This window comes from Microcystis aeruginosa NIES-843, assembly GCF_000010625.1.
In the GTDB taxonomy this organism is placed as follows: domain Bacteria; phylum Cyanobacteriota; class Cyanobacteriia; order Cyanobacteriales; family Microcystaceae; genus Microcystis; species Microcystis aeruginosa.
Genome location: NC_010296.1, coordinates 5,455,608 through 5,480,671, shown reverse-complemented (window position 1 = coordinate 5,480,671; position 25,064 = coordinate 5,455,608). Strand labels below are relative to the sequence as shown.

23 protein-coding genes and 3 pseudogenes are annotated in these 25,064 nt (G+C 43.5%); 13 read left to right on the top strand and 13 right to left on the bottom strand.

Features of this window, described 5'->3' with window-relative positions; genetic code table 11:
* Positions 1–17 precede the first annotated feature (17 nt).
* Positions 18–1,190, bottom strand: a complete 1,173-nt coding sequence (locus MAE_RS25955) for a glycosyltransferase family 2 protein (protein WP_012268127.1) — start codon at positions 1,188–1,190, stop codon at positions 18–20.
* A 360-nt stretch (positions 1,191–1,550) separates the two neighbouring features.
* Positions 1,551–1,763 carry an Hfq-related RNA-binding protein gene (locus tag MAE_RS25950; RefSeq protein WP_002756689.1) on the bottom strand — a complete coding sequence of 71 codons (213 nt, stop codon included), beginning with the start codon at positions 1,761–1,763 and terminating at the stop codon, positions 1,551–1,553.
* A gap of 61 nt (positions 1,764–1,824) precedes the next feature.
* Here MAE_RS25950 and dapF point away from each other — a divergent pair, with 61 nt between their 5' ends.
* The gene (gene dapF / locus MAE_RS25945) at positions 1,825–2,670 is read left to right on the top strand and encodes a diaminopimelate epimerase (protein WP_012268125.1); all 846 of its coding nucleotides are present in this window, start codon (positions 1,825–1,827) and stop codon (positions 2,668–2,670) included.
* Between the two features lie 58 nt (positions 2,671–2,728).
* Here dapF and MAE_RS25940 read toward each other — a convergent pair whose 3' ends face one another.
* Positions 2,729–2,941 carry a chlorophyll a/b-binding protein gene (locus tag MAE_RS25940; RefSeq protein ID WP_002756687.1) on the bottom strand — a complete coding sequence of 71 codons (213 nt, stop codon included), beginning with the start codon at positions 2,939–2,941 and terminating at the stop codon, positions 2,729–2,731.
* Positions 2,942–3,442: 501 nt separating this feature from the next.
* On the opposite strand from MAE_RS25940, the gene MAE_RS25925 reads away from it, so the two are divergent.
* The 4 genes from MAE_RS25925 (at position 3,443) to hisB (ending at position 6,642) form a co-directional block, all read left to right on the top strand.
* A complete protein-coding gene (locus tag MAE_RS25925) occupies positions 3,443–4,126 on the top strand; it encodes a hypothetical protein (protein ID WP_012268122.1) in 684 nt (227 codons plus the stop codon).
* A 2-nt stretch (positions 4,127–4,128) separates the two neighbouring features.
* Positions 4,129–4,284 (top strand): hypothetical protein, encoded by a 156-nt coding sequence (locus MAE_RS33665; protein WP_158303568.1) that lies wholly within the window; start codon positions 4,129–4,131, stop codon positions 4,282–4,284.
* A 7-nt stretch (positions 4,285–4,291) separates the two neighbouring features.
* Entirely contained in the window at positions 4,292–5,806 is a 1,515-nt protein-coding gene (locus tag MAE_RS25920; RefSeq protein ID WP_012268121.1) for an energy transducer TonB, read from the top strand.
* Positions 5,807–6,012: 206 nt separating this feature from the next.
* On the top strand, positions 6,013–6,642 hold the full coding sequence (hisB, locus tag MAE_RS25915; RefSeq protein ID WP_012268120.1) for an imidazoleglycerol-phosphate dehydratase HisB: 630 nt from the start codon (positions 6,013–6,015) through the stop codon (positions 6,640–6,642).
* A 29-nt stretch (positions 6,643–6,671) separates the two neighbouring features.
* Here hisB and thrC read toward each other — a convergent pair whose 3' ends face one another.
* Entirely contained in the window at positions 6,672–7,781 is a 1,110-nt protein-coding gene (gene thrC, locus MAE_RS25910) for a threonine synthase (RefSeq protein WP_012268119.1), read from the bottom strand.
* Positions 7,782–8,160: 379 nt separating this feature from the next.
* Positions 8,161–9,570, bottom strand: coding sequence for an IS4 family transposase (locus tag MAE_RS25905; RefSeq protein ID WP_012263965.1), 1,410 nt, complete (start codon positions 9,568–9,570; stop codon positions 8,161–8,163).
* A gap of 363 nt (positions 9,571–9,933) precedes the next feature.
* On the opposite strand from MAE_RS25905, the gene MAE_RS25900 reads away from it, so the two are divergent.
* Positions 9,934–10,704 carry a class II glutamine amidotransferase gene (locus MAE_RS25900; RefSeq protein WP_012268117.1) on the top strand — a complete coding sequence of 257 codons (771 nt, stop codon included), beginning with the start codon at positions 9,934–9,936 and terminating at the stop codon, positions 10,702–10,704.
* A 2-nt stretch (positions 10,705–10,706) separates the two neighbouring features.
* Here MAE_RS25900 and MAE_RS25895 read toward each other — a convergent pair whose 3' ends face one another.
* Positions 10,707–11,435, bottom strand: coding sequence for an ABC transporter ATP-binding protein (locus MAE_RS25895; RefSeq protein WP_041804419.1), 729 nt, complete (start codon positions 11,433–11,435; stop codon positions 10,707–10,709).
* 75 nt (positions 11,436–11,510) lie between these two features.
* Here MAE_RS25895 and MAE_RS25890 point away from each other — a divergent pair, with 75 nt between their 5' ends.
* Complete coding sequence (locus tag MAE_RS25890) at positions 11,511–12,242, top strand: Uma2 family endonuclease (RefSeq protein ID WP_012268115.1); 732 nt, start codon at positions 11,511–11,513, stop codon at positions 12,240–12,242.
* A gap of 552 nt (positions 12,243–12,794) precedes the next feature.
* Here the strand turns inward: MAE_RS25890 and MAE_RS31130 are convergent.
* The 3 genes and pseudogenes from MAE_RS31130 to MAE_RS33660 form a co-directional block, all read right to left on the bottom strand.
* Positions 12,795–13,856, bottom strand: a pseudogene (locus MAE_RS31130) (ISKra4 family transposase).
* A 50-nt stretch (positions 13,857–13,906) separates the two neighbouring features.
* Positions 13,907–14,341: pseudogene (locus MAE_RS25880) on the bottom strand (IS1634 family transposase); the annotation flags it as partial.
* A gap of 158 nt (positions 14,342–14,499) precedes the next feature.
* A complete protein-coding gene (locus tag MAE_RS33660; protein ID WP_158303567.1) occupies positions 14,500–14,640 on the bottom strand; it encodes a hypothetical protein in 141 nt (46 codons plus the stop codon).
* A 142-nt stretch (positions 14,641–14,782) separates the two neighbouring features.
* On the opposite strand from MAE_RS33660, the gene MAE_RS25875 reads away from it, so the two are divergent.
* The gene (locus MAE_RS25875) at positions 14,783–16,441 is read left to right on the top strand and encodes an IS1634 family transposase (protein ID WP_012268110.1); all 1,659 of its coding nucleotides are present in this window, start codon (positions 14,783–14,785) and stop codon (positions 16,439–16,441) included.
* A 246-nt stretch (positions 16,442–16,687) separates the two neighbouring features.
* On the opposite strand, the pseudogene MAE_RS25870 reads toward MAE_RS25875, so the two are convergent.
* Positions 16,688–17,773: pseudogene (locus MAE_RS25870) on the bottom strand (IS1634-like element ISMae10 family transposase); the annotation flags it as partial.
* Positions 17,774–17,951: 178 nt separating this feature from the next.
* Here MAE_RS25870 and MAE_RS25865 point away from each other — a divergent pair.
* Positions 17,952–19,043 (top strand): ISAs1-like element ISMae8 family transposase, encoded by a 1,092-nt coding sequence (locus tag MAE_RS25865; RefSeq protein WP_012268108.1) that lies wholly within the window; start codon positions 17,952–17,954, stop codon positions 19,041–19,043.
* Between the two features lie 515 nt (positions 19,044–19,558).
* Here MAE_RS25865 and psaC read toward each other — a convergent pair.
* On the bottom strand, positions 19,559–19,804 hold the full coding sequence (gene psaC, locus MAE_RS25860) for a photosystem I iron-sulfur center protein PsaC (RefSeq protein WP_002734319.1): 246 nt from the start codon (positions 19,802–19,804) through the stop codon (positions 19,559–19,561).
* A 251-nt stretch (positions 19,805–20,055) separates the two neighbouring features.
* Between psaC and acs the strand changes: the two genes are divergently transcribed.
* From acs to MAE_RS25845, 4 genes are all read left to right on the top strand, one after another.
* Positions 20,056–22,026 (top strand): acetate--CoA ligase, encoded by a 1,971-nt coding sequence (gene acs, locus MAE_RS25855; RefSeq protein ID WP_012268107.1) that lies wholly within the window; start codon positions 20,056–20,058, stop codon positions 22,024–22,026.
* Between the two features lie 147 nt (positions 22,027–22,173).
* Positions 22,174–22,329 carry a hypothetical protein gene (locus MAE_RS35505; RefSeq protein ID WP_012268106.1) on the top strand — a complete coding sequence of 52 codons (156 nt, stop codon included), beginning with the start codon at positions 22,174–22,176 and terminating at the stop codon, positions 22,327–22,329.
* A gap of 19 nt (positions 22,330–22,348) precedes the next feature.
* Positions 22,349–22,882, top strand: a complete 534-nt coding sequence (locus MAE_RS25850) for a hypothetical protein (protein ID WP_012268105.1) — start codon at positions 22,349–22,351, stop codon at positions 22,880–22,882.
* A gap of 39 nt (positions 22,883–22,921) precedes the next feature.
* Positions 22,922–23,446, top strand: a complete 525-nt coding sequence (locus tag MAE_RS25845; RefSeq protein WP_012268104.1) for a GNAT family N-acetyltransferase — start codon at positions 22,922–22,924, stop codon at positions 23,444–23,446.
* A 346-nt stretch (positions 23,447–23,792) separates the two neighbouring features.
* On the opposite strand, the gene MAE_RS25840 is transcribed toward MAE_RS25845, so the two are convergent.
* On the bottom strand, positions 23,793–24,299 hold the full coding sequence (locus MAE_RS25840; protein WP_002731545.1) for a DUF1269 domain-containing protein: 507 nt from the start codon (positions 24,297–24,299) through the stop codon (positions 23,793–23,795).
* A gap of 97 nt (positions 24,300–24,396) precedes the next feature.
* Positions 24,397–25,014 (bottom strand): CP12 domain-containing protein, encoded by a 618-nt coding sequence (locus MAE_RS25835; RefSeq protein ID WP_002796558.1) that lies wholly within the window; start codon positions 25,012–25,014, stop codon positions 24,397–24,399.
* Between the last annotated feature and the right edge of the window lie 50 nt (positions 25,015–25,064).

Genomic DNA, 25,064 nt, shown 5'->3' with positions numbered 1-25,064 from the left:
AATTCCGGGTAGGTTAATTATTTTCTCTTCAGTTGCAAAACACTTAAAAAGAAACTGGAAAAAACCACCTGTACTCCCAACGCTAGAGCGGTTACGGAAGGAATGACAATCCGCATGGTCACGGCTGGATCTAAGGCTCCATAAAGTCGAGCATTCCAAATGTATAAAGCATACAGTGAACCGCCCATACCTAGTACCAATAAAATTACGCCAATGATCAATCCCACCTCCAGATTAATATAACGCAAAAATCGTCTTAATTTTCGGTCTTCCGGTAATAAACCCTCGCTGATGGCAAAAGCTTTTGTGAAGATGGCAAAACTGACAATTTGAAAGCCAATAATCAAAGCTGTGGCTGAATAGAGAAGGGTGTGAACTCTGGGTTGGGTCATAAACCAAATCGTGGCTATTAATCCGAGAAACATTAAAGCCAATCCGGGGTAGAGAAACAACCAGCGAGGACTATACATTAACAGAAATCGGAGATGTCGCCAGCCATCGCGCCAAGTTTTTAGGTGGGGGGGACGACTGCGACCGTCAGGGGATAAAGTGGTTGGTACTTCGGTAATTTTCAGGCCGTAGAGGGATGCTTTCACCACCATCTCGCTGGCGAATTCCATGCCAGTGGTGCGTAGGTTCAATTGTTCGATTGCCTGTTTACTAAACCCGCGCAATCCACAGTGAAAATCACCACAGGGACTACCAAAAAATAACCGTCCTAACCAAGTCAAGACAGGATTGCCCAGATACTTATGCAATACTGGCATCGCCCCTGGTTTAATTCCGCCCTGAAAACGATTGCCCATCACCAAATCATAACCCTGTCGCAATTTTTCTAGGAAAGGCGAGAGATTGGTAAAGTCATAGCTATCATCGGCATCCCCCATAATAATGTATTGACCTTTGGCGGCGGCGATACCTCCCCGCAGGGCGCTACCATAACCCCTTTCTGGGATAGGAACCACCCGCGCCCCTGAATTAGTGGCAATTTCTTGGGAACCGTCGCTACTGCCATTATCGGCGATTAGCACCTCTCCCGCAATTTTGTGTTGTTCCAGATAATCTCGTGCTTTGCCGATACAGGTGGCCAGGGTTTCCGCCTCGTTGAGACAGGGCATGATGATCGATAATTCTAGAGTAGGTATCTGCTCATTAGAGGCGGCATCTGCCCTGACCTGATTTTCCAGCATAACAATGGCGGTGGAGTCGTTTTGCCCAAGAGTATAACAGGTTATGTACAGCAGTGTCCCAAATTGTTAGCAGACAATCTGCTGATTCTTTTTCCTCTGAGCGGCAATCTATATCTGAAGTTGAATGGCGATCGCTCGGCTGGACTCTCTGACTTTCTTTATTTGGCAATTTGACCCAAATTTTCGATCAACTGAAATTCTGATGCTATCCTCGCCATCCCACCTGATTATTTGCTAAAATTCATGGCCAAATCTCCTTAACCCCAACTGACCTTACATTTGCTCAAAAGCTATCTGCTTGCTACTGAATTTTTGATGCGTCCGGGACGCATCCCACAGCCAAATATCGCCAATTTCCCCCTAGGCTTTAGGTCTTAAATAAACCAGAGACTGTTGCCAAATTAAAGTGGGTTTATCGTAGTGATCGACTAGGTATAGACAGTTAACATCTTGCCAAAGGATGCGACCAACGAGGAGATCATCGGTGCTTAACTTAATTTCTACTTCCCGTTTCTCTTGAATATAGCTCTGTACTTGTTTAATACTCGGCAGACCAGGATCAAATTGAGACATAATGAGTTTATCGATGAGGTGTTCATCCTCTATTATTCCTGTTGAGCAGCTTTTATTGACCATGAAAATCCCCTTTACCAAATATCAAGGCCTAGGCAATGATTTTATTTTGATAGATAACCGTCACAGTCCCGAACCCCTGATCACAGCGGAAATGGCCGTGGCTATGTGCGATCGACATTTTGGCATCGGCGCCGATGGCGTGATTTTTGCGCTTCCCGGCCAAGCGGAAACCGACTACACCATGAGAATTTTCAACTCTGATGGTTCGGAACCGGAAATGTGTGGTAACGGTATTCGCTGTCTAGCCCAATTTATCGCCCGTTTAGAGGCTAACAACGCCATTGGCCGCACCTATCGCATTCATACTCTAGCAGGAACGATAATTCCCCGTTTAGAAGCCAATGAACAGGTAACGGTTGATATGGGACCGCCGCAACTCCTAGGCAGTGAAATCCCCACCACTTTAGTCAAGGGGTCTGAAAAAGTCCTCGCGGTTCCCCTAGAGGTGGAGGGCAAAGATTGGTTAGTTACTTGCGTTAGTATGGGTAATCCCCACTGTGTCACTTTTGTGGGTGATCTGGCCTCTATTCCCCTGGAAACTATCGGGCCAAAATTTGAGCATCATCCGGTTTTTCCCCAACGGACTAATGTGGAGTTCGTAGAAGTAATCGCGCCGGATTATATGAAGATGCGTGTCTGGGAAAGAGGAGCGGGAATTACTCTCGCTTGCGGCACTGGTGCTTGTGCTGTGGTGGTGGCAGCCCTGTTGACGGGCAAATGCGATCGCCGTTGTACCGTGGAACTGCCCGGTGGTTGTCTTCAGATTCACTGGTCCCAAACCGATAACCGGGTTTACATGACAGGTCCTGCTAAAGCTGTTTTTGAGGGCATTTACCCCATCTAAACCACCCCGTCTGGACGGGGACTGAACTCCCCGAACAACGCAACGGGATTGTTAATTCTTAGAGACTGGTAATCCAAGCAATAATTCCTTTACCGGTTAACAATTCAATGGCTAAAAGAGAGACAAAGCCAATCATGGCCAGTCTGCCATTCAATTTTTCAGCGTTTTTGGTAAAACCGAGACTGCTAGAACTATCAACGTACATTTTCGGTTCGACAGCAAAATTATTCAGTCTTCCTTGTTCTTCGGTGGTGTAGCCGCGGGCAGTCATGGGGAGGCTCCTTTTGGATGATTATGTTAAGAAGTGTAACACATTGTTAAGTTATGTTGCAAATTTTAACAAAAAATTTCTGGAGACTCAGAAAAACTCGATCGGGTATTCAGTCAACGGCAAGGTTCTGGGCTGTCAGGGTAGTGCTATAGTTCTATCTCCTCTGGGTTTATTGAGGAAATTTTGCTTTTTTATTGACAAATTACTCAGATTGTGGTAGCAAAGAGGTGTATGCTTGGCCACCATAGTCAAGGGAAAAACAAAAACTATCTTAAGGTCGCCAGAGGACTGCCGTTAAACTGCGCAGGAGTTAGCGGGGGAAAAATTGCCACCGAAAGCGAACCCGAACGTAGGGAGTCAACTGACCTTGAGCGAAGATGTGCCGAATGGGTTAAGTGTGGGGAGAATAGGGAAAAACCACTAGGAAAAACCTGAATAGAATCTTAATATATAGAGTGCCTAGTAGCCGTAACGATTGCGCTCACTGTTTTTGTAAATTCTATGGCAGAGATTAGCCCAGAGATCAACCTCATGCAGATAGCGACTATACTCAACCAATATCGATTTGAAATGAGAGGATATAAAGCGCAAGAATTAATCGAGCGCTGGTTGCCCATCTATTCGCTAAATTGGATTCGCATGGCGATTTTAGAGGCACTCTATCAGGGACGTTACAAAGTCATTTCGGTGGAGGAAATCCTCAAAATTTGGCACCGTCGCGGCCATCCTACCTTTCATTTTACGGGGGAATTCGAGCGCTTGGTTTGTAAAAACTTGCTAGATTCCCAGTTAGATGGCAAAAAACCAGCAGTTATCCCTAAACGGGAACAGATCAATATACCTTCTCCCACCCTTGAGCAGCCCTGTCCAGAGCCAGAAGCGGGAAAAACCGATAATAATGGCACAGTAGCCACGAGTAAAGATTCTTTACTCAACTTAGAAACTTCTCTTTTTAATGATCCTCGCAAAGGGATGAGTAATGTGGAGGAATTATTCTCGCAGTTAACCCCGGAAACGCCCAAATTCCCTGAATTAGAATCAGTGCCTAAATCGCCTAACAGTCCTGGAACTAGGGAGAATTTTCCGGCTAATTTTAAACCGGCAATCGATGAGTTTATCCCTTTGTTAGACCCTTCGGAATTGTATCCCAAATTAAAAGCTGTGGCCCGCTCACCGCATAAGTAGGGTTGGCTGAAAAAGTTTTTCGGTGGTGGCAGGGTGTGGGGTGTGGGGTGTGGGGTGGTGGGGTACTGACACCAATTAATTCCCCGCCCTCAAGAAAAAAAATCGCCCTGACGATTAGAATAGAGTTAACTTTCCCCCTCCAGGCTCTGCTCAATTAACTAGATTATGACATCCTCCTATTTTGGTCTAGAAACCGAAGAAAATAAACTAATTAACTCTAATAATCTCTCGTTCGCCGCTTCTCTTGGTATTCACGGCCTAATTTTAGCGATTATCTTACCTAATTTCCTCAATAATCCAGCGCAGGAGCCAAAAAAGGATTTACGCAACGTCAATCTGATTGAATTGAACTCTCTAGAGCAGTCACGTCTTCCCAGTCTTGACTCCTCCCTGTCCAGCTTACCAGAACTGCCTAACCCCAATTTGTCTTCTTCCTCTTTGCCTCCTCTCCCCCCCATGGATGGCATCCATAACAGCACCTTACCTCCTTTACCCTCGGTTTCTTCCCTTCCTCCCTTACCTTCCTTACCTGCTTTACCTCCCCTCTCCTCTTTACCCTCCGTCAATATCTATTCTCCTCCCGTGGCATCTATTCCCTCTCTGGGTAGATTACCGATTCCTCGCAATTTTCCCACTTCTACCCCCAGTTTACCCAGTCCTCCTGCTGTTCCCACCCTGCCAGATAATGATAATCTGCCTAGGGAGACTAATAACAACCGGATACCGCCTTACTTCGATCCCTACCAAGATAATCTAACTTTAGATAGATTGCGAAATTCGCCCCTTAGTGCATCGCAACAGGCGCAGCAACAATTAAACAATTCCCTAGCCCGCACACCGGAGCCGAATGGTCAATCGCCCCTAGATGAACAGCGTCGTCAACAATTAATGTGGGAAATGCGGGAACGTTTGCGCTCCCTAGAGGCGGACAAAAGCAATACCAGTAACGAGGAGGCCATGAGAAATAATCTGGCTTGGCTGGCCAGAGTCCAAAAAACTAATCCTAACGCCTTAAATGAACTAAATCAGCCCAATCAGGGCAGCAGAGGCATAACTACCGTCAATTTGACCGGTAATTATCCCGCTACGGCTTGTTCCCGTCAATTGGCGGGGACGGCGGTTTATGGGGTGACGGTGGATGCCCAAGGCCGCCTCAGCAGTGAACCCCAGTTGATTAAAAGTGCTGGCTTCCCGATTTTCAATCAACAGGCAGCTAGGGAAGTAAGCTTAACTCGCTTTAATAATCCCAGTGGTGCGTCGAGAAGCTATCATGTGCGAGTCAGTTTTGCCCCTAACCCGGAAGTGTGCCGAGGTGCGATCGCTAATCCCCCAAAACCGGAGGGTAGCAACCTCAATACCCGTAACTCCCCCCCCGTAACGCCGGCAATTGAAACCCCGCTTCGTCCTAATCAACCGCCGCAACCCGCCGTTAGCCCCCAACCGGATAACGTCAAGCCCCCCGAAACCACAGGTCCAAATCCACCCCAAACCCAGCCAGAACCGCCCAAAGAAGCGATAATCGAGCAAAAAGCCCCAGAAACTCCTCCCCAAACCCCCGCTCTCAATCAGCCGGAGGGTTCCCCCGCTAGTCCCCCCACTAGCCAAAATCCTCAACCCCTGAGCGAGGAAGCTTTGCCCCCCGGTCCGCCAGCGGAAGCTAAAACTGAACCAGAAAGTTAGTCCATCAGCCTTTTCAGTGATCAGTTATCAGTTATCAGATATGAGTTTTAAGTTCACTGATTACTGAAAAAAACTCTCATCTCCCTAGTCCATAATTCGATCCCCCCTGCCCCCTTGATAAGGGGGGTGCCGATCCCCCCTTAATCCCCCCTTAATAAGGGGGGCATCTGATAATTTTTAACGGCTACCTACTTATTTTTACTTAAATGATTTCCACTTCCCAGATACCCGATTCTTTTGTCTCACCTTGCCGTCGCGCCTCGGTTAGTCGTACTACCAAAGAAACCGATGTACAGGTGACGATCGATCTTGATGGTAGCGGCAATTGTCGCGCCCAGACAGGAATTCCCTTTCTTGATCATATGTTGCAGCAAATCGCCTCCCACGCTGCGATCGATCTCGATGTGCGCGCCACCGGAGATATAGAAATTGATGACCATCACACCAATGAAGACGTGGGAATCACCCTCGGACAAGCTTTACTGCAAGCTTTAGGCGACAAAAAAGGCATCGTCCGTTTCGGGCATTTTGTCGCCCCTCTCGATGAAGCTTTAGTGCAAGTTGCCCTCGATTTTTCCGGTCGTCCCCACCTCAGTTATGGTCTAGAAATTCCTACCCAAAGAGTGGGAACCTACGATACTCAGCTAGTGCGGGAATTTTTTGTTGCTTTGGTCAATCACAGTCAAATGACCCTACATATTCGTCAATTAGACGGGATTAATTCCCATCATATTATTGAGGCTACTTTTAAAGCTTTTGCCCGGGCGATGAGTATGGCCATAGCGATCGATCCCCGTCGCGCTGGTATAATTCCCAGTTCTAAGGGAGTTTTATAGAAGCACTGCTTAACCGAATTAACGTTAGCTTAGAAGCCCATAATTTGAGCCACTTGGGTTAATTCGGGCGCAATCCCAGATTTTAGTTGATTATTGCTGTGTTTTACCGCCGAATCTGGGTCTTTTAGTCCATTTCCCGTTAAAACACACACTACGGTGGCCCCATCGGGAACCTGTTGATGCACTTTTAATAATCCTGCCACAGAAGCGGCGCTGGCTGGTTCACAGAAAACCCCCTCTTGGCCCCCTAAAATCCGATAGGCTGCTAATATTTCCTCATCGCTGACCGCGTGAAATTGCCCTTGACTAGCGTGACTAGCGGCCCAGGCTTTTTCCCAGTTAGCGGGGTTGCCGATACGGATAGCCGTGGCTAGGGTTTCGGGATGGTCAACCGGTTGTTTGGAGATAAAAGGGGCGGCCCCGGCGGCCTGAAAACCGATCATCTTCGGCAGTCGGTCACATTTGCCTATCTGGTGATACTGACAGAATCCCATCCAATAGGCGCTAATATTGCCCGCATTACCCACGGGAATACATAACCAGTCGGGAGCATTACCCAAGACATCGACAATCTCGAAAGCGGCGGTTTTTTGACCCTCTAAACGGTAGGGATTGACGGAATTGACTAAAGTTACGGGATAATTTTCTGATAGTTGGCGGACAATCTTGAGGGCATCATCGAAGTTGCCATTAATAGCGATGACTTCCGCTCCGTACAATAAAGCCTGGGCTAATTTTCCTAAGGCCACATAACCGTCGGGGATAATCACAAAGGCCCGCATCCCGGCTCTTCTTGCATAGGCTGCCGCCGCCGCCGAGGTGTTGCCGGTACTGGCACAAATCACCGCTTTTGCCCCTTCTTCCTTAGCTTTCGAGATGGCCATGGTCATGCCCCGGTCTTTAAAGCTGCCGGTGGGATTTAAACCATCATATTTGACAAAAACCTTGACATCGCGCCCGATTTGTGCTGAGAGATAGGGGGCGGGGATCAGGGGTGTATTGCCTTCTAGGAGGGTAATTACAGGGGTGTTACTGCTTACGGGCAGAAATTGGCGATATTCTTCGATCAAACCGCGCCAGCCGCCGATAGACGAGGATTTAGTGGGTGATTGGGGGATCGATCGAGAAATAGTTGTCATAGCCTTAAGGATACAGATTTGATTACATGGCCTAACTTCCTATTCTATCCAATAAGCAGTCCAAAAAATTAATCTCGATCGCCCAGTTGGGATTCATGGGAGTTAAAACAGGGATGCAGGGAGATAAAAGGCAATAACAGCAAATAAATGGACTTTTAAGCAAAAAAATAGTTATTTTATCGCTATAAATCTGATTTTTTGCCCTTTTTTCTTTCAAAAGTTGATTTAATTAGCTGGTTATAATTAAATTGAAGATGGCTCCCCCCTTAATCCCTTGATAAGGGGGGTTTGATCCCCCCTGCCTCCCTTGATAACTATCCATTAGTCACATCTTTCTTAACATAAAATTTGACAAAAAGAGAAAAGTGTGCCAGATGGCTCAAGGGGGTTCTATAGGGGGACTAATTTGATGAGATAGTTTCCAAGTCTGGCTGATATCATGTAACCTTCGCAGTCCCAACCAAATAGTTTTAACACCAGGTTCACCGTCACCTTTTCTACCTAAAAACCCCCCAAGAGAAGCAATCATTCTGACCGCTTCTCGAAAGGAGGGCGGCTTTTCAGGTGGCGGACTCTTTTTATGAATAGTGGCACACAAAGATTGCCATTCATGTTCTTCCAAAAAACTTTCACAACTCTCCTCTCCGTGTAAGCGTGCTTGATAGGTTAACCAAAGTAATCTCCAAGCTACAATTGAATAGGTAGCTAAGGCCATCTCAATTCTCCTACCCGTTTCTAATTGCAGTTTTTCTAATCCACAACCACTTTTTAAAACAAAATGATAGCGTTCTATTAACCAGCGATAACTATACCAGCGCACACAGGTTATCGCTGATTCAAAGCTACTAATGTCTAGGCTAGTTAAGAGCAGCCAACTGATAGGATTAACTCCGCTATGCGGATTTTCTTCTTCAGCTAAAATTACCTGTAATTTGACCGGTTGACGAGGGGTCGCCTTGGAGTGATGGCTAGGTACTTGTATTTCAAAACTGGCAAATCTAACTGTTAGTTTAGCTAGTCTAGCCTCGTGATTAGGATTGCGTTTTACTTGCACATCTAAGGTCCCACAGGCTTTTATTTCTCTGATGGATTGATGTAAATATTTAGGCTCTGAATGCCCTGACCTTTGCTTGTCTTCGAGATAGTTAACTTTTCGGTTATGAGTTCCTCGAATTAATAAATGAGAGTTAGGACTTCTTGATTGGGCAAATAAATCAAATATGTCTGCCTCACAATCTCCGATTGTTACTACTTGAATATCTTCGGGTATCTGTTGTTGTGTTTCTGACAAAGAATCTAACCATCTTTGACTTTCTTTTTCTTGGGTTTCTCTTTTTTTGCGTTGCTTGGCAATCCCTAAATTCTTTTCTTCTCTTGCCCAGACATATTGATTAATCAGTCCTAAAGGTATTCCGACTGGGGACACTCCTAAGGTGGTATGAACTTTGAGACCAAAGGATTTTTTATAATCTAGATAACCCATGCCTTTTTTGGCTTTTTGCGTCGTAAAGTCTAAACTTGTTGTGTCTTGCACTGCCAAAACTATTGGATGTTCTTTGATTCTTTCTACTGTACTTTTGGCCTGGGCGGCAATTATATCTGAGGGGTGAAAATAGGGGGAATTCCAAAAGTCGTAGGTGGCACTCGCTGCGGCTAGATTTCCTGAAGCTTGTGGCACACTTGTACTAGGTTGACTGGCCAAGTTTTCCACGATACTGATTAACCTTTTCTTTCTTCTGGTGTCCCCTAGGTCTGCATACTGTAATTCTTGGGCTGCCCATTTCTCCATTTTTTTGCTTACCTCCACCTTAATTCCTTCTTTCAAAACTATACCTATCAATCGTTTCCCCTTTTTTTAAGTTTCTTCTCTTTTTGTTAAGAAAGATCCGACTAATGGATAGCTTGATAAGGGGGGTGTCTGACAGTTTTTAACACCTACCGACAATCAACCTTACCTTGAGGGGGTTTGATCCCCCCTGTCAGCCTTGATAAGGGGGGTGTCTGACAGTTTTTAACACCTACCTACTTAGTGCCAGATTAATTTCTTAGCTAGGATAGGCAAGAGGCAGCTGGAAAAAATTCTCCTGTCTCCTGTCACGGCTGCTGGCAGTAAGTAATTTTGCTGGCATCTGATATTCAAACTCAAGCAACTATGTGTCAACTTCTAGGCATGAATTGTAATGTCCCCACGGATATCTGTTTTTCCTTTGAAGGATTTTGTGCGCGGGGAGGAAAAACCGACGAACATCGAGACGGTTGGGGAATCGCTTTTTTTGAAGGTTTAGGTTGTCGAACTTTTATTGATGTTAAACCCTCGATCGCTTCTCCGATTGCGGAATTAATTAAAAACTATCCCATCCATTCTACCAATGTTATCGCCCATATTCGCAAAGCCACCCAAGGAGAAATTAAACTAGAAAACTGTCATCCTTTTCGGCGGGAATTGTGGGGGAAATATTGGGTTTTTGCCCATAATGGTAATTTAGAAAATTTCTCACCGGCTGCGGGAGATTTTTATCAACCGGTTGGGGAGACGGATTCGGAAAAAGCTTTCTGTTTAATTCTTAATACCCTGCGAGAGACTTTTCCCCAGGGCAAACCTTCCCTAGAACAACTTTATCAAGTCCTAAAAACTATCACAAACTCTATCGCTTGTCAAGGTATTTTTAATTATCTTTTATCCGATGGTGAACATTTTTTTGCCTATTGTTCAACTAAATTAAGCTATATAATCCGTCAGTATCCTTTTGCCGCCGCTCATTTAATTGATGAAGATGTTAGCGTTGATTTTCAAGCTTTAGCTCGTCCGGGCGATCAAGTAGCAATTATTGCCACTACTCCCTTAACTGATAATGAAGTTTGGACAACGATTAATTCAGGAGAATTATTAGTTTTTCAGGAGGGCGCAGCAATTTTAAGTTAATCTTACCAGTGGTCACTTTGTCGAGACTTTTCTAAATCAATTAACTGAGTTTTTAGCCCTAACCAATCTAATTGATGGGCGAGGCAATCTGAACCAATTTTTCCCGCTTCTAGATAAATAACTCTCTCGGCAAATTCCCCTAAAAAATCTAGTTGATGATTGACCATAATTATCGTCATTGAACTTTGATTGTTTAATACTTCTAATAACCTGGTGGCCGTGCCTGTATCTAAAGCAGAGGTGGGTTCATCTAATAACAGTATGCTCGGTTCTAACAGCAAGGCTCTGGTAATTGCCACTAATTGTCTTTGTCCTAAAGATAATTCTAGCTCCCCGCGCTCAAACCACTGTTGAGGAATTTTTAATAGGGATGTCCAATGGTCAATTCTCTGATTAATTTCCGCAGGAGTAAATTTTTTCAATTGCAAAGGATAAGCGAGAGCATCTCGAACAGTCATCCCTAATAATTTCGACTCTTGTGGCAATAAAACTATCTGTTGTCGCAGGGAAATAACCGGTATTTCCTTAATCGATTTACCTTGAAAATAAATATTTCCCGTGCTTGGTTCTTGCAAACGATTTAACAATCGCAAAAGAGTCGTTTTTCCTGCCCCAGATGCTCCGACAATAGCTAACTTTTCTCCTTGCTTGATGCCAAAAGTAATATCTTCTAACAGATAAGCACTGCCGCGTCGGATAGCTAAATTTACTTGCTGTAGTTCTAAAATCAAGAGCGGTCTTTTCCTTACTTAGTTCAAGTTTATTATATAATAAAAATAGCCCAATGAGTTCGGCAGGTATTCCCCATGGTTAGTCAAGTTAACAAAACCGAGATTATCTATCCTGAGAGCGACGGTAAACCGATGGCAGATAATACTAAACAATTTAACTGGATAGTGACGATTAAGCAGAATCTCGACTGGTTATATATCGATGATCCCCAGGTATTTGTAGCGGGGGATCTGTTGTGGTATCCCGTGCAAGGCCAGCCGAAAATTGCCGCTGCTCCTGATACGATGGTAGTATTTGGCAGACCGAAAGGCGATCGAGGTTCCTACAAACAATGGCAAGAAGATAATCTTGCTCCTCAAGTCGTCTTTGAGATTCTTTCTCCCAGTAACACCTCCATCGAAATGGCCAAAAAATTGCTATTTTATGATCGCTATGGAGTCCAAGAATACTACGTCTATGATCCCGATGATAATAGTCTAGAAGCTTGGCAGCGAATTGGTGACAGTTTAGACAGTGTTAGTGAGGTTAATAATTGGGTGAGTCCCCGTTTAGGCATTCGGTTTGACTTAACCGACGAGTTAAAAATTTATCGTCCTGATGGTACTCAATTCTCGTCCTACAGCGAAATTAATCAACTACTGGAGCAGGAAAAGCAACGGGCTGAAAATGAACGCCAACGGGCTGAAAATGAACGACAACGGGCTGAAAATGAACGCCAACGGGCTGAACAGGTCAATCAGCAGTTAGTAGAAATGGAGGCAAAACTGCAAAAATATCGGCAACTTTTTGGGGAATTACCTAACTAGAGTCTGCTGAAAAAGTTTGTTGGTGGGGGCTGGGTGTGGCCCCCCCAACCCCCCCGACATCGGTAGGGCTGTTTCATTCTCCCATCAGAATATCAAAAGTAAAAGCGATCACTGTCTTTGTAAAATGAGGAGTGACCGGCAACTTTTCAACCCACATTCCGCACCCTAAGTGTCACAACGTCTCAAAAGAGGAAGGGGCGTGAGTCAAAATACTTATCTAGAGGAGTGAGTTGGCGGCAAGCTGCCGGCAACTAAGCCGAAAATTTCAGAGTTCCCCCGGTCATTCTCAATAAACAGTGCTTGTTGAGAATGACCGGTCAATCAGACTTAACATCTAGGGGGAGATGTTCCAGTTGCTCGCTTTGTTTTGTCACCCCTTGAAGTCAATCCATCTGGTCAAGATAAGAGATAATATTCTTGGCAAGGTTTGGGAAAAAATCTCAAAATGTTGCGCCTCTCATCCGTTAAGTTGCTAATCTTTTGATTGTCTTGAATACGGACGAGATGAAGGGAGCAAGTCAGTTTTGTCAGAACATAAATACTATTCAATAGCTAAAGACTGTTATTTAGGTAAGCACAGCGGTGTTTAAGCACTTGAGGGATATTTTCTTCATTCCACTGGGCTCCAGAAATTTTCAGTCGTCGGTCAATCTGTTTAACCGTGGATTCAACGGCTCCCGAAGCAATAGAGCAAATCTCTTCTTGTTGATAGTAATTATAATTAACAATTCGATGACGATGAATCTCTAAATAACGACAGAAATTTTCAGCTCGTTCGTTTTTTAAAGGAGAGATTAATGCTATTGTTTCCTCAATTTTGCCCTGCCATAATAAACTTTCTGCTTTTTTCAATCTCTTCACTGAACCGCCGACTTTATGAAGATTTTCTACCAAATGAAACCAGTCAAGTATTTCTCTTTTTTCTCCTGGACAATCCCAGTTTTTCACAATTTTCCCAATACCGGGATGTCCGTCTCCCAAACAGGTAAGGGGGTCAGATAAAGGTTGTTGATTAACCCAATATATTAACGATTCATTCTCTCCAAACCAAGCTTTTCTTAGGAAAGTATCAACACAGATTGCTTGATAATCTTTCCAGATACAAGCCTCTCCCTTAGTTTCGGTTCTTAAGCGCACTTTTCCTCCATCTAGACTAATTTCTTGAACGGGGTTTCCTGATTCTTCTTCGGCAAATTGGTGGCGATGGACTAATCGTTGTTGAGTCCTAGCCGAGACCTTCATCCCTATATAAAATTGAATATCTCTGGCGGCATTTTCATAAGAAACATTGGCACTAGCTCTTAAACAACAGCGTTCTAAGTAAGGACTAATTTGGTTATTACGAGGAATATTTAAACGGATTGCTTGTTTTTCTGTCAGGCATAATTCTCCGATGATGCTTTTTATTTTTCTCGGTCTCCCGGCTTGAGTTCCTGTCGTTTTTGTGACCAAAAAAAATCCTAGTTTCGGAGTTATATATTTTCAGGTCTGTTCTCTTATTGTCGTCTCTATTCCCTCTAAAGTTTGAATTTTTTCAGCCTCAGCTTCCTGATGAAGAATCTTGGCTATCGCTTGAATATGTTGGTTAAGTTCTTGTTGTTGCTCTGGAGTCATTTTTGTCTTTTCCCTACTCTTTTCTCTATCCCATACCCAATTGATGCTTTTGTCAAGTAGTTTATTTGTTCTTCAGCTTTGACTTGCTCCCCGAGATGAATCCCTTGAAAGCCCTGAAATATCCAGCGTAACGTCGGTCGGTCAGTTAACTTACCCAACTGATTTTTCAGTCCCGTCTCCTGCTGTTTTAAACTTAAACGAAGTTGTCTTTGACCAATAGTATAAACCAGCAGGCACAAGCCCATGAGCATGGCCATGACCTCGATTCTATGGGGAGATTTGAGAAAGACACTGTCAGCAAAAAAGCAGGGGTCTTTGAGAAAAGAAAATCCTCTTTCTGGAGCTTGTTGCCCCTTATATTTTTTGAGTATATCCTCACTGCTCAATCGTTGTTTCTCCAAATCGTTAGTTGCTAAAACGAATCGTCCTGCTCGTTTCTTTAGCCTCTCAATGGCGGTCAAATTCAACTCTAATTTGGCTTGAACGGGAGCATCTCACTTACGCGATAAGTAATTATACTTAGCCTAAAAGCCACTCTTAATCGTGTCTTGGAACGAAATAGAGGCTTTTAAAGACTGCGTACATGGAGAATTAAAACAAGAATTACCCTCGAAAAGCCTATTTTTCCACTAAGTATTTATGCTCATTGCAAAGGTGAGATGCTCCCGGCTTGAACTTGATAGCTTTGAGAGGGTAAATCGTCTTTTGATTTGAGTTTTGACCCCTGGGACTCAGGCGGAATGAGATTGACTTTAATCCCACATTCCGCACCCTCAACTGTCACATAAGCTGTCCCCCGCCAGAGACTTGAGTAAAAATACCTAGCTGGTGAAGGTTTTCTCGGTGGCCGCTAGGGGGGTCTTGAGACCCCTAATTATGAAAAAATAGGAATTGTTGGAAAACTGAGGCGAGTGGACTGTTCGACCATGAATCAATCAACAGAAATTGAAGTCAAAAATCTAGACCATCTGGGATTAGTAGCCGGAATTATCGATGAAATAGGAATCGTTGAAATTATCAACGAACAAGTCTCAATTGAGCGAGGAGAAATTGTCACAGCTGGGCAAGTCGTGAAAGCAATTATCCTGAATGGATTGGGATTTGTCTCCCGAGCCTTGTATTTATTTCCTCAATTTTTTGAAGATAAAGCAACCGAACATCTGCTGGGAGAGGGCATCGAACCAAAACACCTGAATGATGATAAAATTGGTCGAGTAATGGACAAACTTTATCAACTTAATGTTTCGGTCATTTTCCTACTGATTAGTTTAGCGGCCGTGAAAAAATTTGGTGTAGCAACCGAGAACTCCCATTTAGATTCGACTTCTCTATCAGTAGAAGGAGAATATAACAAGGAATACCCAACAGTAGAAATCCTGAAATCAGGAGCAGTGGGAGAAGAAATTGAAACCAGACAACAGCCAATAAAAATTACCTACGGATACTCCCGCGACCGAAGACCTGACTTAAAACAATTTATGATTGACTTAATCGTAAGTGGGGATGGAGATGTACCTTTATTCCTGAAAGTAGGGGACGGAAATGAAGCGGACAAAGCGGTTTTTGGTCAAATCGCCCGAGAATTTAAAAAACAAGTTGACTTTGACAGTTTAATAGTCGGCGATAGCGCCCTCTATAGCAAAGAGAATTTAAAACTAATGAAAGAAATGCGTTGGTTGTCTCGAGTACCATTAAGCATTAAAGAGGCTCAAGAGTTGGTTGATAGCATCTCAGAAAAAGAGTTAACCGATTCAGAAATACCGGGTTATTCCTGGCGGGAAACCATCTCTAACTATGGGGGGATAGAACAAAGATGGTTGCTAGTTGAAAGTCAAGCTAGACAAGAATCAGACTTGAAAAAATTAGAGAAAAAAATCGAGCAGGAAAAGAATTCTGCCCAAGAAAAAATCCGGCAACTATCCCGAAGAGAATTTGAGAATAGAGCGGTGGCGTTGGCGATAGCCAAAGGATTATCTGACTCCTTAAAATCTCATCAGTTAACGGAGATTAAAGTCAATCTCATTCCGCCTGAGTCCCAGGGGTCAAAACTCAAATCAAAAGACGATTTACCCTCTCAAAGCTATCAAGTTCAAGCCAAATTAGAGTTGAATTTGACCGCCATTGAGAGGCTAAAGAAACGAGCAGGACGATTCGTTTTAGCAACTAACGATTTGGAGAAACAACGATTAAGCAGTGAGGATATACTCAAAAAATATAAAGGGCAACAAGCTCCGGAAAGAGGATTTTCTTTTCTCAAAGACCCCTGCTTTTTTGCCCACAGTGTCTTTCTCAAATCTCCCCATAGAATCGAGGTCATGGCCATGCTCATGGGCTTGTGCCTGCTGGTTTATACTATTGGTCAAAGACAACTTCGTTTAAGTTTAAAACAGCAGGAGACGGGACTGAAAAATCCGTTGGGTAAGTTAACTGACCGACCGACGTTACGCTGGATATTTCAGGGCTTTCAAGGGATTCATCTCGTCCGTATTCAAGACAATCAAAAGATTAGCAACTTAACGGATGAGAGGCGCAACATTTTGAGATTTTTCCCCAAACCTTGCCAGGAATATTATCTCTTATCTTGACCAGATGGATTGACTTCAAGGGGTGACAAAACAAAGCGAGCAACTGGAACATCTCCCCCTAGATGTTAAGTCTGATTGCCTAGTCATTCTCAACAAGCACTGTTTATTGAGAATGACCGGGGGAACTCTGAAATTTTCGGCTTAGTTGCCGGCAGCTTGCCGCCAACTCACTCCTCTAGATAAGTATTTTGACTCGCGCCCCTTCCTCTTTTGAGACGTTGTGACACTTAGGGTGCGGAATGTGGGTTTAATCTCCGTTAACTGATGAGATTTTAAGGAGTCAGATAATCCTTTGGCTATCGCCAACGCCACCGCTCTATTCTCAAATTCTCTTCGGGATAGTTGCCGGATTTTTTCTTGGGCAGAATTCTTTTCCTGCTCGATTTTTTTCTCTAATTTTTTCAAGTCTGATTCTTGTCTAGCTTGACTTTCAACTAGCAACCATCTTTGTTCTATACCCCCATAGTTAGAGATGGTTTCCCGCCAGGAATAACCCGGTATTTCTGAATCGGTTAACTCTTTTTCTGAGATGCTATCAACCAACTCTTGAGCCTCTTTAATGCTTAATGGTACTCGAGACAACCAACGCATTTCTTTCATTAGTTTTAAATTCTCTTTGCTATAGAGGGCGCTATCGCCGACTATTAAACTGTCAAAGTCAACTTGTTTTTTAAATTCTCGGGCGATTTGACCAAAAACTGCTTTGTCCGCTTCATTTCCGTCCCCTACTTTCAGGAATAAAGGTACATCTCCATCCCCACTTACGATTAAGTCAATCATAAATTGTTTTAAGTCAGGTCTTCGGTCGCGGGAGTATCCGTAGGTAATTTTTATTGGCTGTTGTCCGGTTTCAATTTCTTCTCCCACTGCTCCTGATTTCAGGATTTCTACTGTTGGGTATTCCTTTTTATATTCTCCTTCTACTGATAGAGAAGTCGAATCTAAATGGGAGTTCTCGGTTGCTACACCAAATTTTTTCACGGCCGCTAAACTAATCAGTAGGAAAATGACCGAAACATTAAGTTGATAAAGTTTGTCCATTACTCGACCAATTTTATCATCATTCAGGTGTTTTGGTTCGATGCCCTCTCCCAGCAGATGTTCGGTTGCTTTATCTTCAAAAAATTGAGGAAATAAATACAAGGCTCGGGAGACAAATCCCAATCCATTCAGGATAATTGCTTTCACGACTTGCCCAGCTGTGACAATTTCTCCTCGCTCAATTGAGACTTGTTCGTTGATAATTTCAACGATTCCTATTTCATCGATAATTCCGGCTACTAATCCCAGATGGTCTAGATTTTTGACTTCAATTTCTGTTGATTGATTCATGGTCGAACAGTCCACTCGCCTCAGTTTTCCAACAATTCCTATTTTTTCATAATTAGGGTCTCAAAGCCCCCCTAGCGGCCACCGAGAAAACCTTCACCAGCTAAGTATTTTTACTCAAGTCTCTGGCGGGGGACAGCTTATGTGACAGTTGAGGGTGCGGAATGTGGGTTTCAAATATATGTTGAGCTTAATAGAAAAACTGAAACAAGTCAAGGACTTTCGGAAAGATAAAGGAAAAAGACACCCTTTATGGATAGTATTAGTAGTAATAATACTGGGAACAATGCTAGGATACTCAGGTTATAGAGAGCTAGGAGAGTTTGCTAAAAATAATCGGCACAGGCTCAGTCAAGAATTTAACATAATTCCAGAAAGAGTCCCATCCTATTCAACAATTAGAAGGGTAATGATGGGAGTAGAATGGCAGATTTTGTTAAAAATGTTTAATGAATGGGCATTAGAAGAATATGGACAAAGAGATGATATAAATTGGCTAGGTATGGATGGAAAAAGTCTCAAAAACACCCTAAAGAATCCTAATAATGAACAACAAAATTTTATCATGTTTGTCTCATTGTTTAGTCAAGAAAGTGGATTAGTATTACACTTAAAAAGAATCGAAAACAAAAAAGGGTCTGAAATCGACGAAGGGCAAGCTATAATTGAGGATTGCTCTCTCCAAAATAAAGTTTTTACTGGCGATGCTTTACACTGTCAGAAAAAAACAATCAGCTTAATAGCCAAGACTAAAAATGACTATGTTATCACCGTTAAAGGAAATCAGAAAAATCTTTATAAGCGAATACAAGACCTGAGTAATTCCTCAAAGCCAGAAAGTTGCTTTCTTGAACAAGATAATAGTCATGGACGAAAAATATCAAGAAAAATAGAAGTTTTTAAAGTGAGAAAAAATGAAAGACAAGGGTTTGAAAATCTGCGAAGAGTTATTAAAGTAGAAAGAAAGGGTAGTCGCGGGGATAAAACCTATGAAGAAACAGCTTACTATATCAGTAGCCTAACCGAATCCGCTCAAGTATTTGCTAAAATTATTCGAGGACATTGGAAAATAGAAAATCAGTTACATTGGGTAAAAGATGTAATTTTTGAGGAAGATAAAAGCGAGATAAGTGATTTTCAAGCGGCCAGCAATTGGTCAATTCTCACAACTATAGGATTGAATCTTTTCAGAGGTTTGGGTTTTCTCTCAATAACAGAGGGACAGAGGTGGTTAGCTGAACGTTGGGAAAAATTGATAGTTTTATCGACGTAAGAAGCAGAAAAATTAGCTAAATTAACAGGATGTACTCTCAGACAATTTCAAGAGAGATAGGCTTTTAGTGGCTTGGGAACAGGCTTTATCAATTTATTCATAATAAATATTGGCAGAAGATTAAAGATTAGTTATTGTGACTAACTCTTTTGATTAGAAAAAGATAAACTTGAGAATCTTCGGTCAAATTTATTGACTCAAAATCAGCTGTAATTAATTTAAATGAAACAGCCCTAGGGGCAGGGGGGGTGTAGGGTTTTACCGATTTTGAGGTGGTCAGTTACCTAATTTTCAGGGAAAAAGTACCTGAATTTTACCCCCGATCACTCCAAGGGTCAGCACTTTTTGAGGGAAAAAAGTCTAAAAGCCCTTTCCTGTAAGGTTTGTACCATTATTCAGCCAGCCCTTACTAAAATTTGAACTAGCGACGGGAGTATAACAAAAAAAGAGGACTGGTTAGTCCTCTTAACAAGATTAGTTTTCGCTAAATGTTAAACACAGAATGATTGCCAGGCCTAGTAGGCTAGACCCATACTGCGGGTGGTTTCTGCTCCGAGATAAACCCGAATGCTTAGGAAATCCGTCGGACAAGCCGTTTCGCAACGTTTACAACCAATACAGTCTTCCGTGCGGGGGGAGGAGGCAATTTGGGCAGCTTTACAGCCATCCCAGGGAACCATTTCCAGCACGTCGAGGGGACAAGCCCGAACGCATTGGGTGCAACCGATACAGGTATCGTAAATTTTAACGCTATGAGACATTGAATTATGACTCCTTACCGAGTGTTCTCCATGTTAAATTTCGGGTTTATCGGTTAGTTTACCTTACAGCGATCTGTTCATCGCTCGATCGGTGACATAACTTTAAACTCTGTAACACTTGGGGCTAAATGGCGATCGCTAGTCAGGGATCGGGCAATTCTAAAATAGCCTTAAAGAATTGCTTGCCGGGGTTACGGGGGGAACCGAAAAAGGTAATCTGGATCGCAAGATAATTTATTTCGTTTGCCAGTATGACAGAAATAGCGATCGAATCGATCCTACAGGAAAATCGGCTGTTTCCTCCCAGTGCCGAATTTGCCCAGAATGCCACCATTAAAAGCTTTGAAGAATACCAGCAACTCTACGCCAAAGCCAAGGCCGATCCCTCGGCTTTTTGGGCCCAATTAGCCGAAAAAGAATTACATTGGTTTGAAAAATGGTCAGAGATTCTTGACTGGCAGCCCCCCTTTGCTAAATGGTTCGTCAACGGCAAGATTAATATTTGTTACAACTGTATTGACAGACATCTCACCACCTGGAGACGCAATAAAGCCGCCATCATCTGGGAAGGAGAACCGGGAGACAGCCGCACCATTACCTACGAACAGCTACACCGAGAAGTGTGCCAATTTGCCAACGCTTTAAAGGAATTAGGCGTGAAAAAAGGCGATGTGGTCGGAATTTATATGCCGATGATTCCCGAAGCGGCCATCGCTATGTTAGCCTGTGCCAGAATTGGCGCGCCCCACAGTGTAGTTTTTGGGGGATTTAGTGCCGATGCTTTGCGCGATCGTCTTAATGATGCGGCCGCTAAGGTGGTAATCACTGCCGATGGTGGTTTCCGCAAGGATAAAGTCGTTGCCCTCAAGGAACAGGTAGATCTGGCTCTAGCCGATAATAGCGCCCCCAGTGTGGAAAAAGTTCTCGTTGTCCAGCGCAGCAAGGAACCCATCAATATGGTTGCCGATCGCGATTACTGGTGGCATGATCTACAAAAACAGGTATCTGCTAACTGTCCGGCCGAACCGATGGATAGCGAAGATATGTTATTTATCCTCTACACCAGTGGTTCCACCGGCAAACCGAAAGGAGTCGTCCACACCACCGGCGGTTATAATCTCTACACCCATGTCACCTGCAAATGGATTTTTGACCTGAAAGACACCGATGTTTACTGGTGTACTGCCGATGTGGGTTGGATTACCGGCCATAGTTATATCGTTTACGGACCGCTTTCCAATGGTGCAACGACGGTAATGTATGAAGGGGTTCCCCGTCCCTCTAATTTAGGCTGTTTTTGGGATGTCATCGAGAAATATCGGGTTAATATCTTTTATACTGCCCCCACTGCTATCCGCGCTTTTATCAAAATGGGTGAAGACATCCCCAATAGCCGGGATTTATCCTCTTTGCGCTTACTGGGAACCGTGGGAGAACCGATTAACCCGGAAGCGTGGATGTGGTATCACCGAGTTATCGGTAAGGAAAAATGTCCGATTGTCGATACTTGGTGGCAAACGGAAACCGGGGGGATTATGATTACTCCCTTACCCGGGGCAATTGCCACCAAACCGGGGTCAGCAACCCTACCTTTCCCCGGTATTATCGCCGAAGTGGTCGATTTAGAAGGTAATCCCACCCACGCGAATGAGGGGGGTTATCTGGTGGTCAAACATCCCTGGCCCGGTATGATGCGAACAGTCTATAAAAATCCCGATCGCTTCCGCAATACCTACTGGGAACATATCGCCCCCAAAGATGGCCAATATCTCTATTTTGCCGGGGATGGTAGTCGTCAGGACGAAGACGGTTATTTCTGGGTAATGGGGCGCGTCGATGACGTGATGAGCGTTTCTGGCCACCGTTTAGGGACAATGGAGATCGAATCAGCTTTAGTATCCCATCCCGCGGTAGCGGAGGCGGCTGTGGTGGGACGACCGGATGAAATTAAAGGGGAAGAAGTCTATGCTTTTGTGACTCTCGAGGGGCATTATGAAGCGAGTCCGGAGTTAGCGCAAGCATTAAAGGATCACGTTGTCAAGGAAATTGGCATTATTGCTCGACCGGGAGAAATCCGTTTTACCGATGTACTGCCAAAAACGCGATCGGGTAAAATTATGCGTCGTCTCTTGCGAACTTTAGCATCAGGTCAAGAGATTTCTGGTGATACTTCTACTCTAGAAGATCGATCGGTTTTGGACAAATTGCGGCAAGGTGCCTAATTTAATTGCCGGTTTTTCCTAGTAGTTAGGGTGAGGAATAAGAGTTAATCTTATCTCACTCTAACGGGAGTGAGCCTCGCTGAACATATTTGCTCAAGCACCAAAGCTATAACTAATACTAAATCCTGTTGAAAAGGTATAGGGGAAGTGGGAAGTGGGGAAGTGGGGAAGTGGGGAAGTGGGGAAGTGGGGAAGTGGGGAAGTGGGGAAGTGGGGAAGTGGGGAGTCGGTTGTCAATACCAAATTCGGTTATACTTCATGTTTATAAGAAAGGCTGTAATAATAAAGATAAGAGCGAATTGAAATTATAGGAGTTTAATCAATGACCACCACCACTACTACCAATAATGATTTAAAAAGACTAGAAGATTTAATCCTCAATGGACAGAAGATAATCGAACATCGATTCAACGAGATCGACAATCGACTCACTACCATGGACAATCGACTCACTACCATGGACAATCGACTCACTACCATGGAAACTCGACTGATTGACGTGGACAATCGACTCGCTACTGTGGACAATCGACTCACTACCATGGACAATCGACTCACTACCGTGGAAACTCGACTGATTGAGGTGGACAATCGATTGAAGGTGATCGAGAATGGACAAGCAGAAATGAAAGCTGATGTCAAAAATCTTCAAAAAGATACTACCGATTTAAAGATTGAACTCACGGAAGTTAAAGGTGATATTAAAACTCTTGATAGTAAATTTGATGACATGAATAAACGCTTAGAGAAAGTCGAAGGAACCCAAAAAAATCAAATTTGGACATTGATAACTGTCCTAAGTGGTTCCTTACTAGCCGTAGGATTTAGAAGTTTTTTTATTGACAATAATCCCTAATCTCAGCAAGAGAATTGCTATAATTTGCTCACAAAAACAATGAAAAGCGATCGCCTAATTCTTCGTCCTTGGCAACTACCCGCAGACAAAGAGTCTTTTTTTCAGATCTATCAAAATTCCGAAGTCACTGATTTTTTACCGAGAATTCGTCAGTTAGCCACGGATATTGAGAGTTTAAATGCCCATTTTTCCGAAAGATTACCAACTATTCGTAATCAGGGTAATGGCAGCGATTGGTGGGCAATGATCGATCGAAAAAATAATCAGATTATCGGTTCGATAATTTTACAGAATTTGCCCGATAACCACGGTTATCCTACCCCAGATAGCGAAATTGGTTGGCATTTACGGTGCGATTATTGGGGACAAGGATATATGACCGAAGCGGCTAAAGTTATTCTAGAATACGGCTTAATCACCTTACAATTGCCGATTATCTACGCGGTGGTTAATCCCGATAATTATCGCTCAATTCGTGTCACCGAAAGATTAGGAATGCAATCAATGGGATTAACGAATAAATACTACGATACTGAAGCACTTTTATTCTCGATCGAAGCTTAAAGTTCATTAATAATTAGGGTTAGCTGAATAAATCTAAAAACCTTGTTGGGTAAGACTTTTAGACTTTTTGTCAATCAAAAAGTACCAGATATGGGAGTGGTCGGGGGGAAAATTCCGGGACTTTTTCCCTGAAAATTAGGTAATTTACCCGATGAAAATGGGTAAAACCCCACACCCCACACCCCACACCCTACACCCTGCCCCTAGGAAAAACTTTTTCAGCAAGCCCTAATTATTGATTGTTTCTTATTTTATAGCTGCTGTGGTTGTCATGCTAAACCCATTCTTGTTCAAACAGTAAAAAGGGAAATATATTCCCTTTTTCTGGCTTTTATGGACCCATATCCTAAACGGTTTCGGGTTTAACACCTCTTTGGTCGAGAACTTTCTGTAATTCCGCTTCGTCGGTTTTGGTCAAAGAAGTGCGTAACACTTTACCTCCGTAGGGGGCCACTTCATCGAGGACTTTATCGGGGGTAACTTTTTGGACGAGAACAAAGAGAGCAGAGGTACTGGGCTGCAGGGTTTCTCCCAATTCGCGCATAAAATTGTCATCCACACCGATATCACTTAAAGCACCTCCCAAAGCACCACCAGCAGCACCGAGGACGGCCCCTAATAAAGGGGATAAAAAGAGCATTCCGATTAATAATCCCCAGAAACTGCCACTAGCGGCTCCCGCTGCCGTTAAATTGACCGCTTGCTTGAGTTTAATCTGGCCATCTTTGTTTTTAACCACTACGGCAGCATCTTCTAGCTCGATGAGATGTTCCTGTTGCAGTTTAGCCAAAGTTAAACGAACTTCTTCTGCTTTAAATTCGTCCTCATAGGCGATGACAAATAGATCGGCCATAGTTTTTCCTCGATTATTAGTAAATAAAACCTTTATACACTACTTTTGCCGGATTAAAAAGTTTGAGGTATCGGAGAATACCTCAAAGCCATGGGGATTAGGTGTCATAAATACGAGCTTCAAAAGCATCGGGATTTTCTTGACAGTATTCCTCAAAATAGGTTTTTTCCGGTTTTTTAGCGCGTTGGTGTGCCAATTCTGCCTGTAATTCCTCAACAACATCCCAAGCTGCGGCACAATCGGGAGAATTTCCCCCTTTTTCAGCACATACTGCCCGGGCAATATCTCTAGCTTTGATAATCTCCGCTTCTAAATCAAGACTGCGGGGCTTTTCGACGGCGTTACCTTTATGGAGGATGTCACTAACAGATATAACACCGAGCAAATCACCTTTAATTACCGGTGCGAAACGAATACCAGTATTAGCAAATAAGCGGGCCACATATTCAACCCCGAGGTCGGGATTAATCACGATGCAGGGTTTGCTCATCACTTCATAGACGCGCACTTTTTGCGGATCTTGACCGAAAGCGACGACTTTATAGACAATATCGGTTTCGGTGATAATTCCGTAAGCATCTTCATCGTGACGGCGATCAACAATGAGAGTTCTAATGTTCTTTTCTCTCATCAATTGTACTGCTTTGGCAACGGTTTCAGAACCTTTAATCTTGGCCACCTCCGTGGTCATAATTTCAGCTGCTTTCATAGTCATAGTTAGAGAAGTTAAGTTGTGCCTTTGTTATTTTAGAACATAAACTGACC

What these genes read in the sequence shown, in the direction of transcription:
- MAE_RS25955 (WP_012268127.1), bottom strand. Translation starts at nt 1,190, where the DNA reads ATGCTGGAAAATCAGGTCAGGGCAGATGCCGCCTCTAATGAGCAGATA.
- MAE_RS25950 (WP_002756689.1), bottom strand. Translation starts at nt 1,763, where the DNA reads ATGTCTCAATTTGATCCTGGTCTGCCGAGTATTAAACAAGTACAGAGC.
- dapF (WP_012268125.1), top strand. Translation starts at nt 1,825, where the DNA reads ATGAAAATCCCCTTTACCAAATATCAAGGCCTAGGCAATGATTTTATT.
- MAE_RS25940 (WP_002756687.1), bottom strand. Translation starts at nt 2,941, where the DNA reads ATGACTGCCCGCGGCTACACCACCGAAGAACAAGGAAGACTGAATAAT.
- MAE_RS25925 (WP_012268122.1), top strand. Translation starts at nt 3,443, where the DNA reads ATGGCAGAGATTAGCCCAGAGATCAACCTCATGCAGATAGCGACTATA.
- MAE_RS25920 (WP_012268121.1), top strand. Translation starts at nt 4,292, where the DNA reads ATGACATCCTCCTATTTTGGTCTAGAAACCGAAGAAAATAAACTAATT.
- hisB (WP_012268120.1), top strand. Translation starts at nt 6,013, where the DNA reads ATGATTTCCACTTCCCAGATACCCGATTCTTTTGTCTCACCTTGCCGT.
- thrC (WP_012268119.1), bottom strand. Translation starts at nt 7,781, where the DNA reads ATGACAACTATTTCTCGATCGATCCCCCAATCACCCACTAAATCCTCG.
- MAE_RS25905 (WP_012263965.1), bottom strand. Translation starts at nt 9,570, where the DNA reads ATGGAGAAATGGGCAGCCCAAGAATTACAGTATGCAGACCTAGGGGAC.
- MAE_RS25900 (WP_012268117.1), top strand. Translation starts at nt 9,934, where the DNA reads ATGTGTCAACTTCTAGGCATGAATTGTAATGTCCCCACGGATATCTGT.
- MAE_RS25890 (WP_012268115.1), top strand. Translation starts at nt 11,511, where the DNA reads ATGGTTAGTCAAGTTAACAAAACCGAGATTATCTATCCTGAGAGCGAC.
- MAE_RS25875 (WP_012268110.1), top strand. Translation starts at nt 14,783, where the DNA reads ATGAATCAATCAACAGAAATTGAAGTCAAAAATCTAGACCATCTGGGA.
- MAE_RS25865 (WP_012268108.1), top strand. Translation starts at nt 17,952, where the DNA reads ATGTTGAGCTTAATAGAAAAACTGAAACAAGTCAAGGACTTTCGGAAA.
- psaC (WP_002734319.1), bottom strand. Translation starts at nt 19,804, where the DNA reads ATGTCTCATAGCGTTAAAATTTACGATACCTGTATCGGTTGCACCCAA.
- acs (WP_012268107.1), top strand. Translation starts at nt 20,056, where the DNA reads ATGACAGAAATAGCGATCGAATCGATCCTACAGGAAAATCGGCTGTTT.
- MAE_RS25850 (WP_012268105.1), top strand. Translation starts at nt 22,349, where the DNA reads ATGACCACCACCACTACTACCAATAATGATTTAAAAAGACTAGAAGAT.
- MAE_RS25845 (WP_012268104.1), top strand. Translation starts at nt 22,922, where the DNA reads ATGAAAAGCGATCGCCTAATTCTTCGTCCTTGGCAACTACCCGCAGAC.
- MAE_RS25840 (WP_002731545.1), bottom strand. Translation starts at nt 24,299, where the DNA reads ATGGCCGATCTATTTGTCATCGCCTATGAGGACGAATTTAAAGCAGAA.
- MAE_RS25835 (WP_002796558.1), bottom strand. Translation starts at nt 25,014, where the DNA reads ATGACTATGAAAGCAGCTGAAATTATGACCACGGAGGTGGCCAAGATT.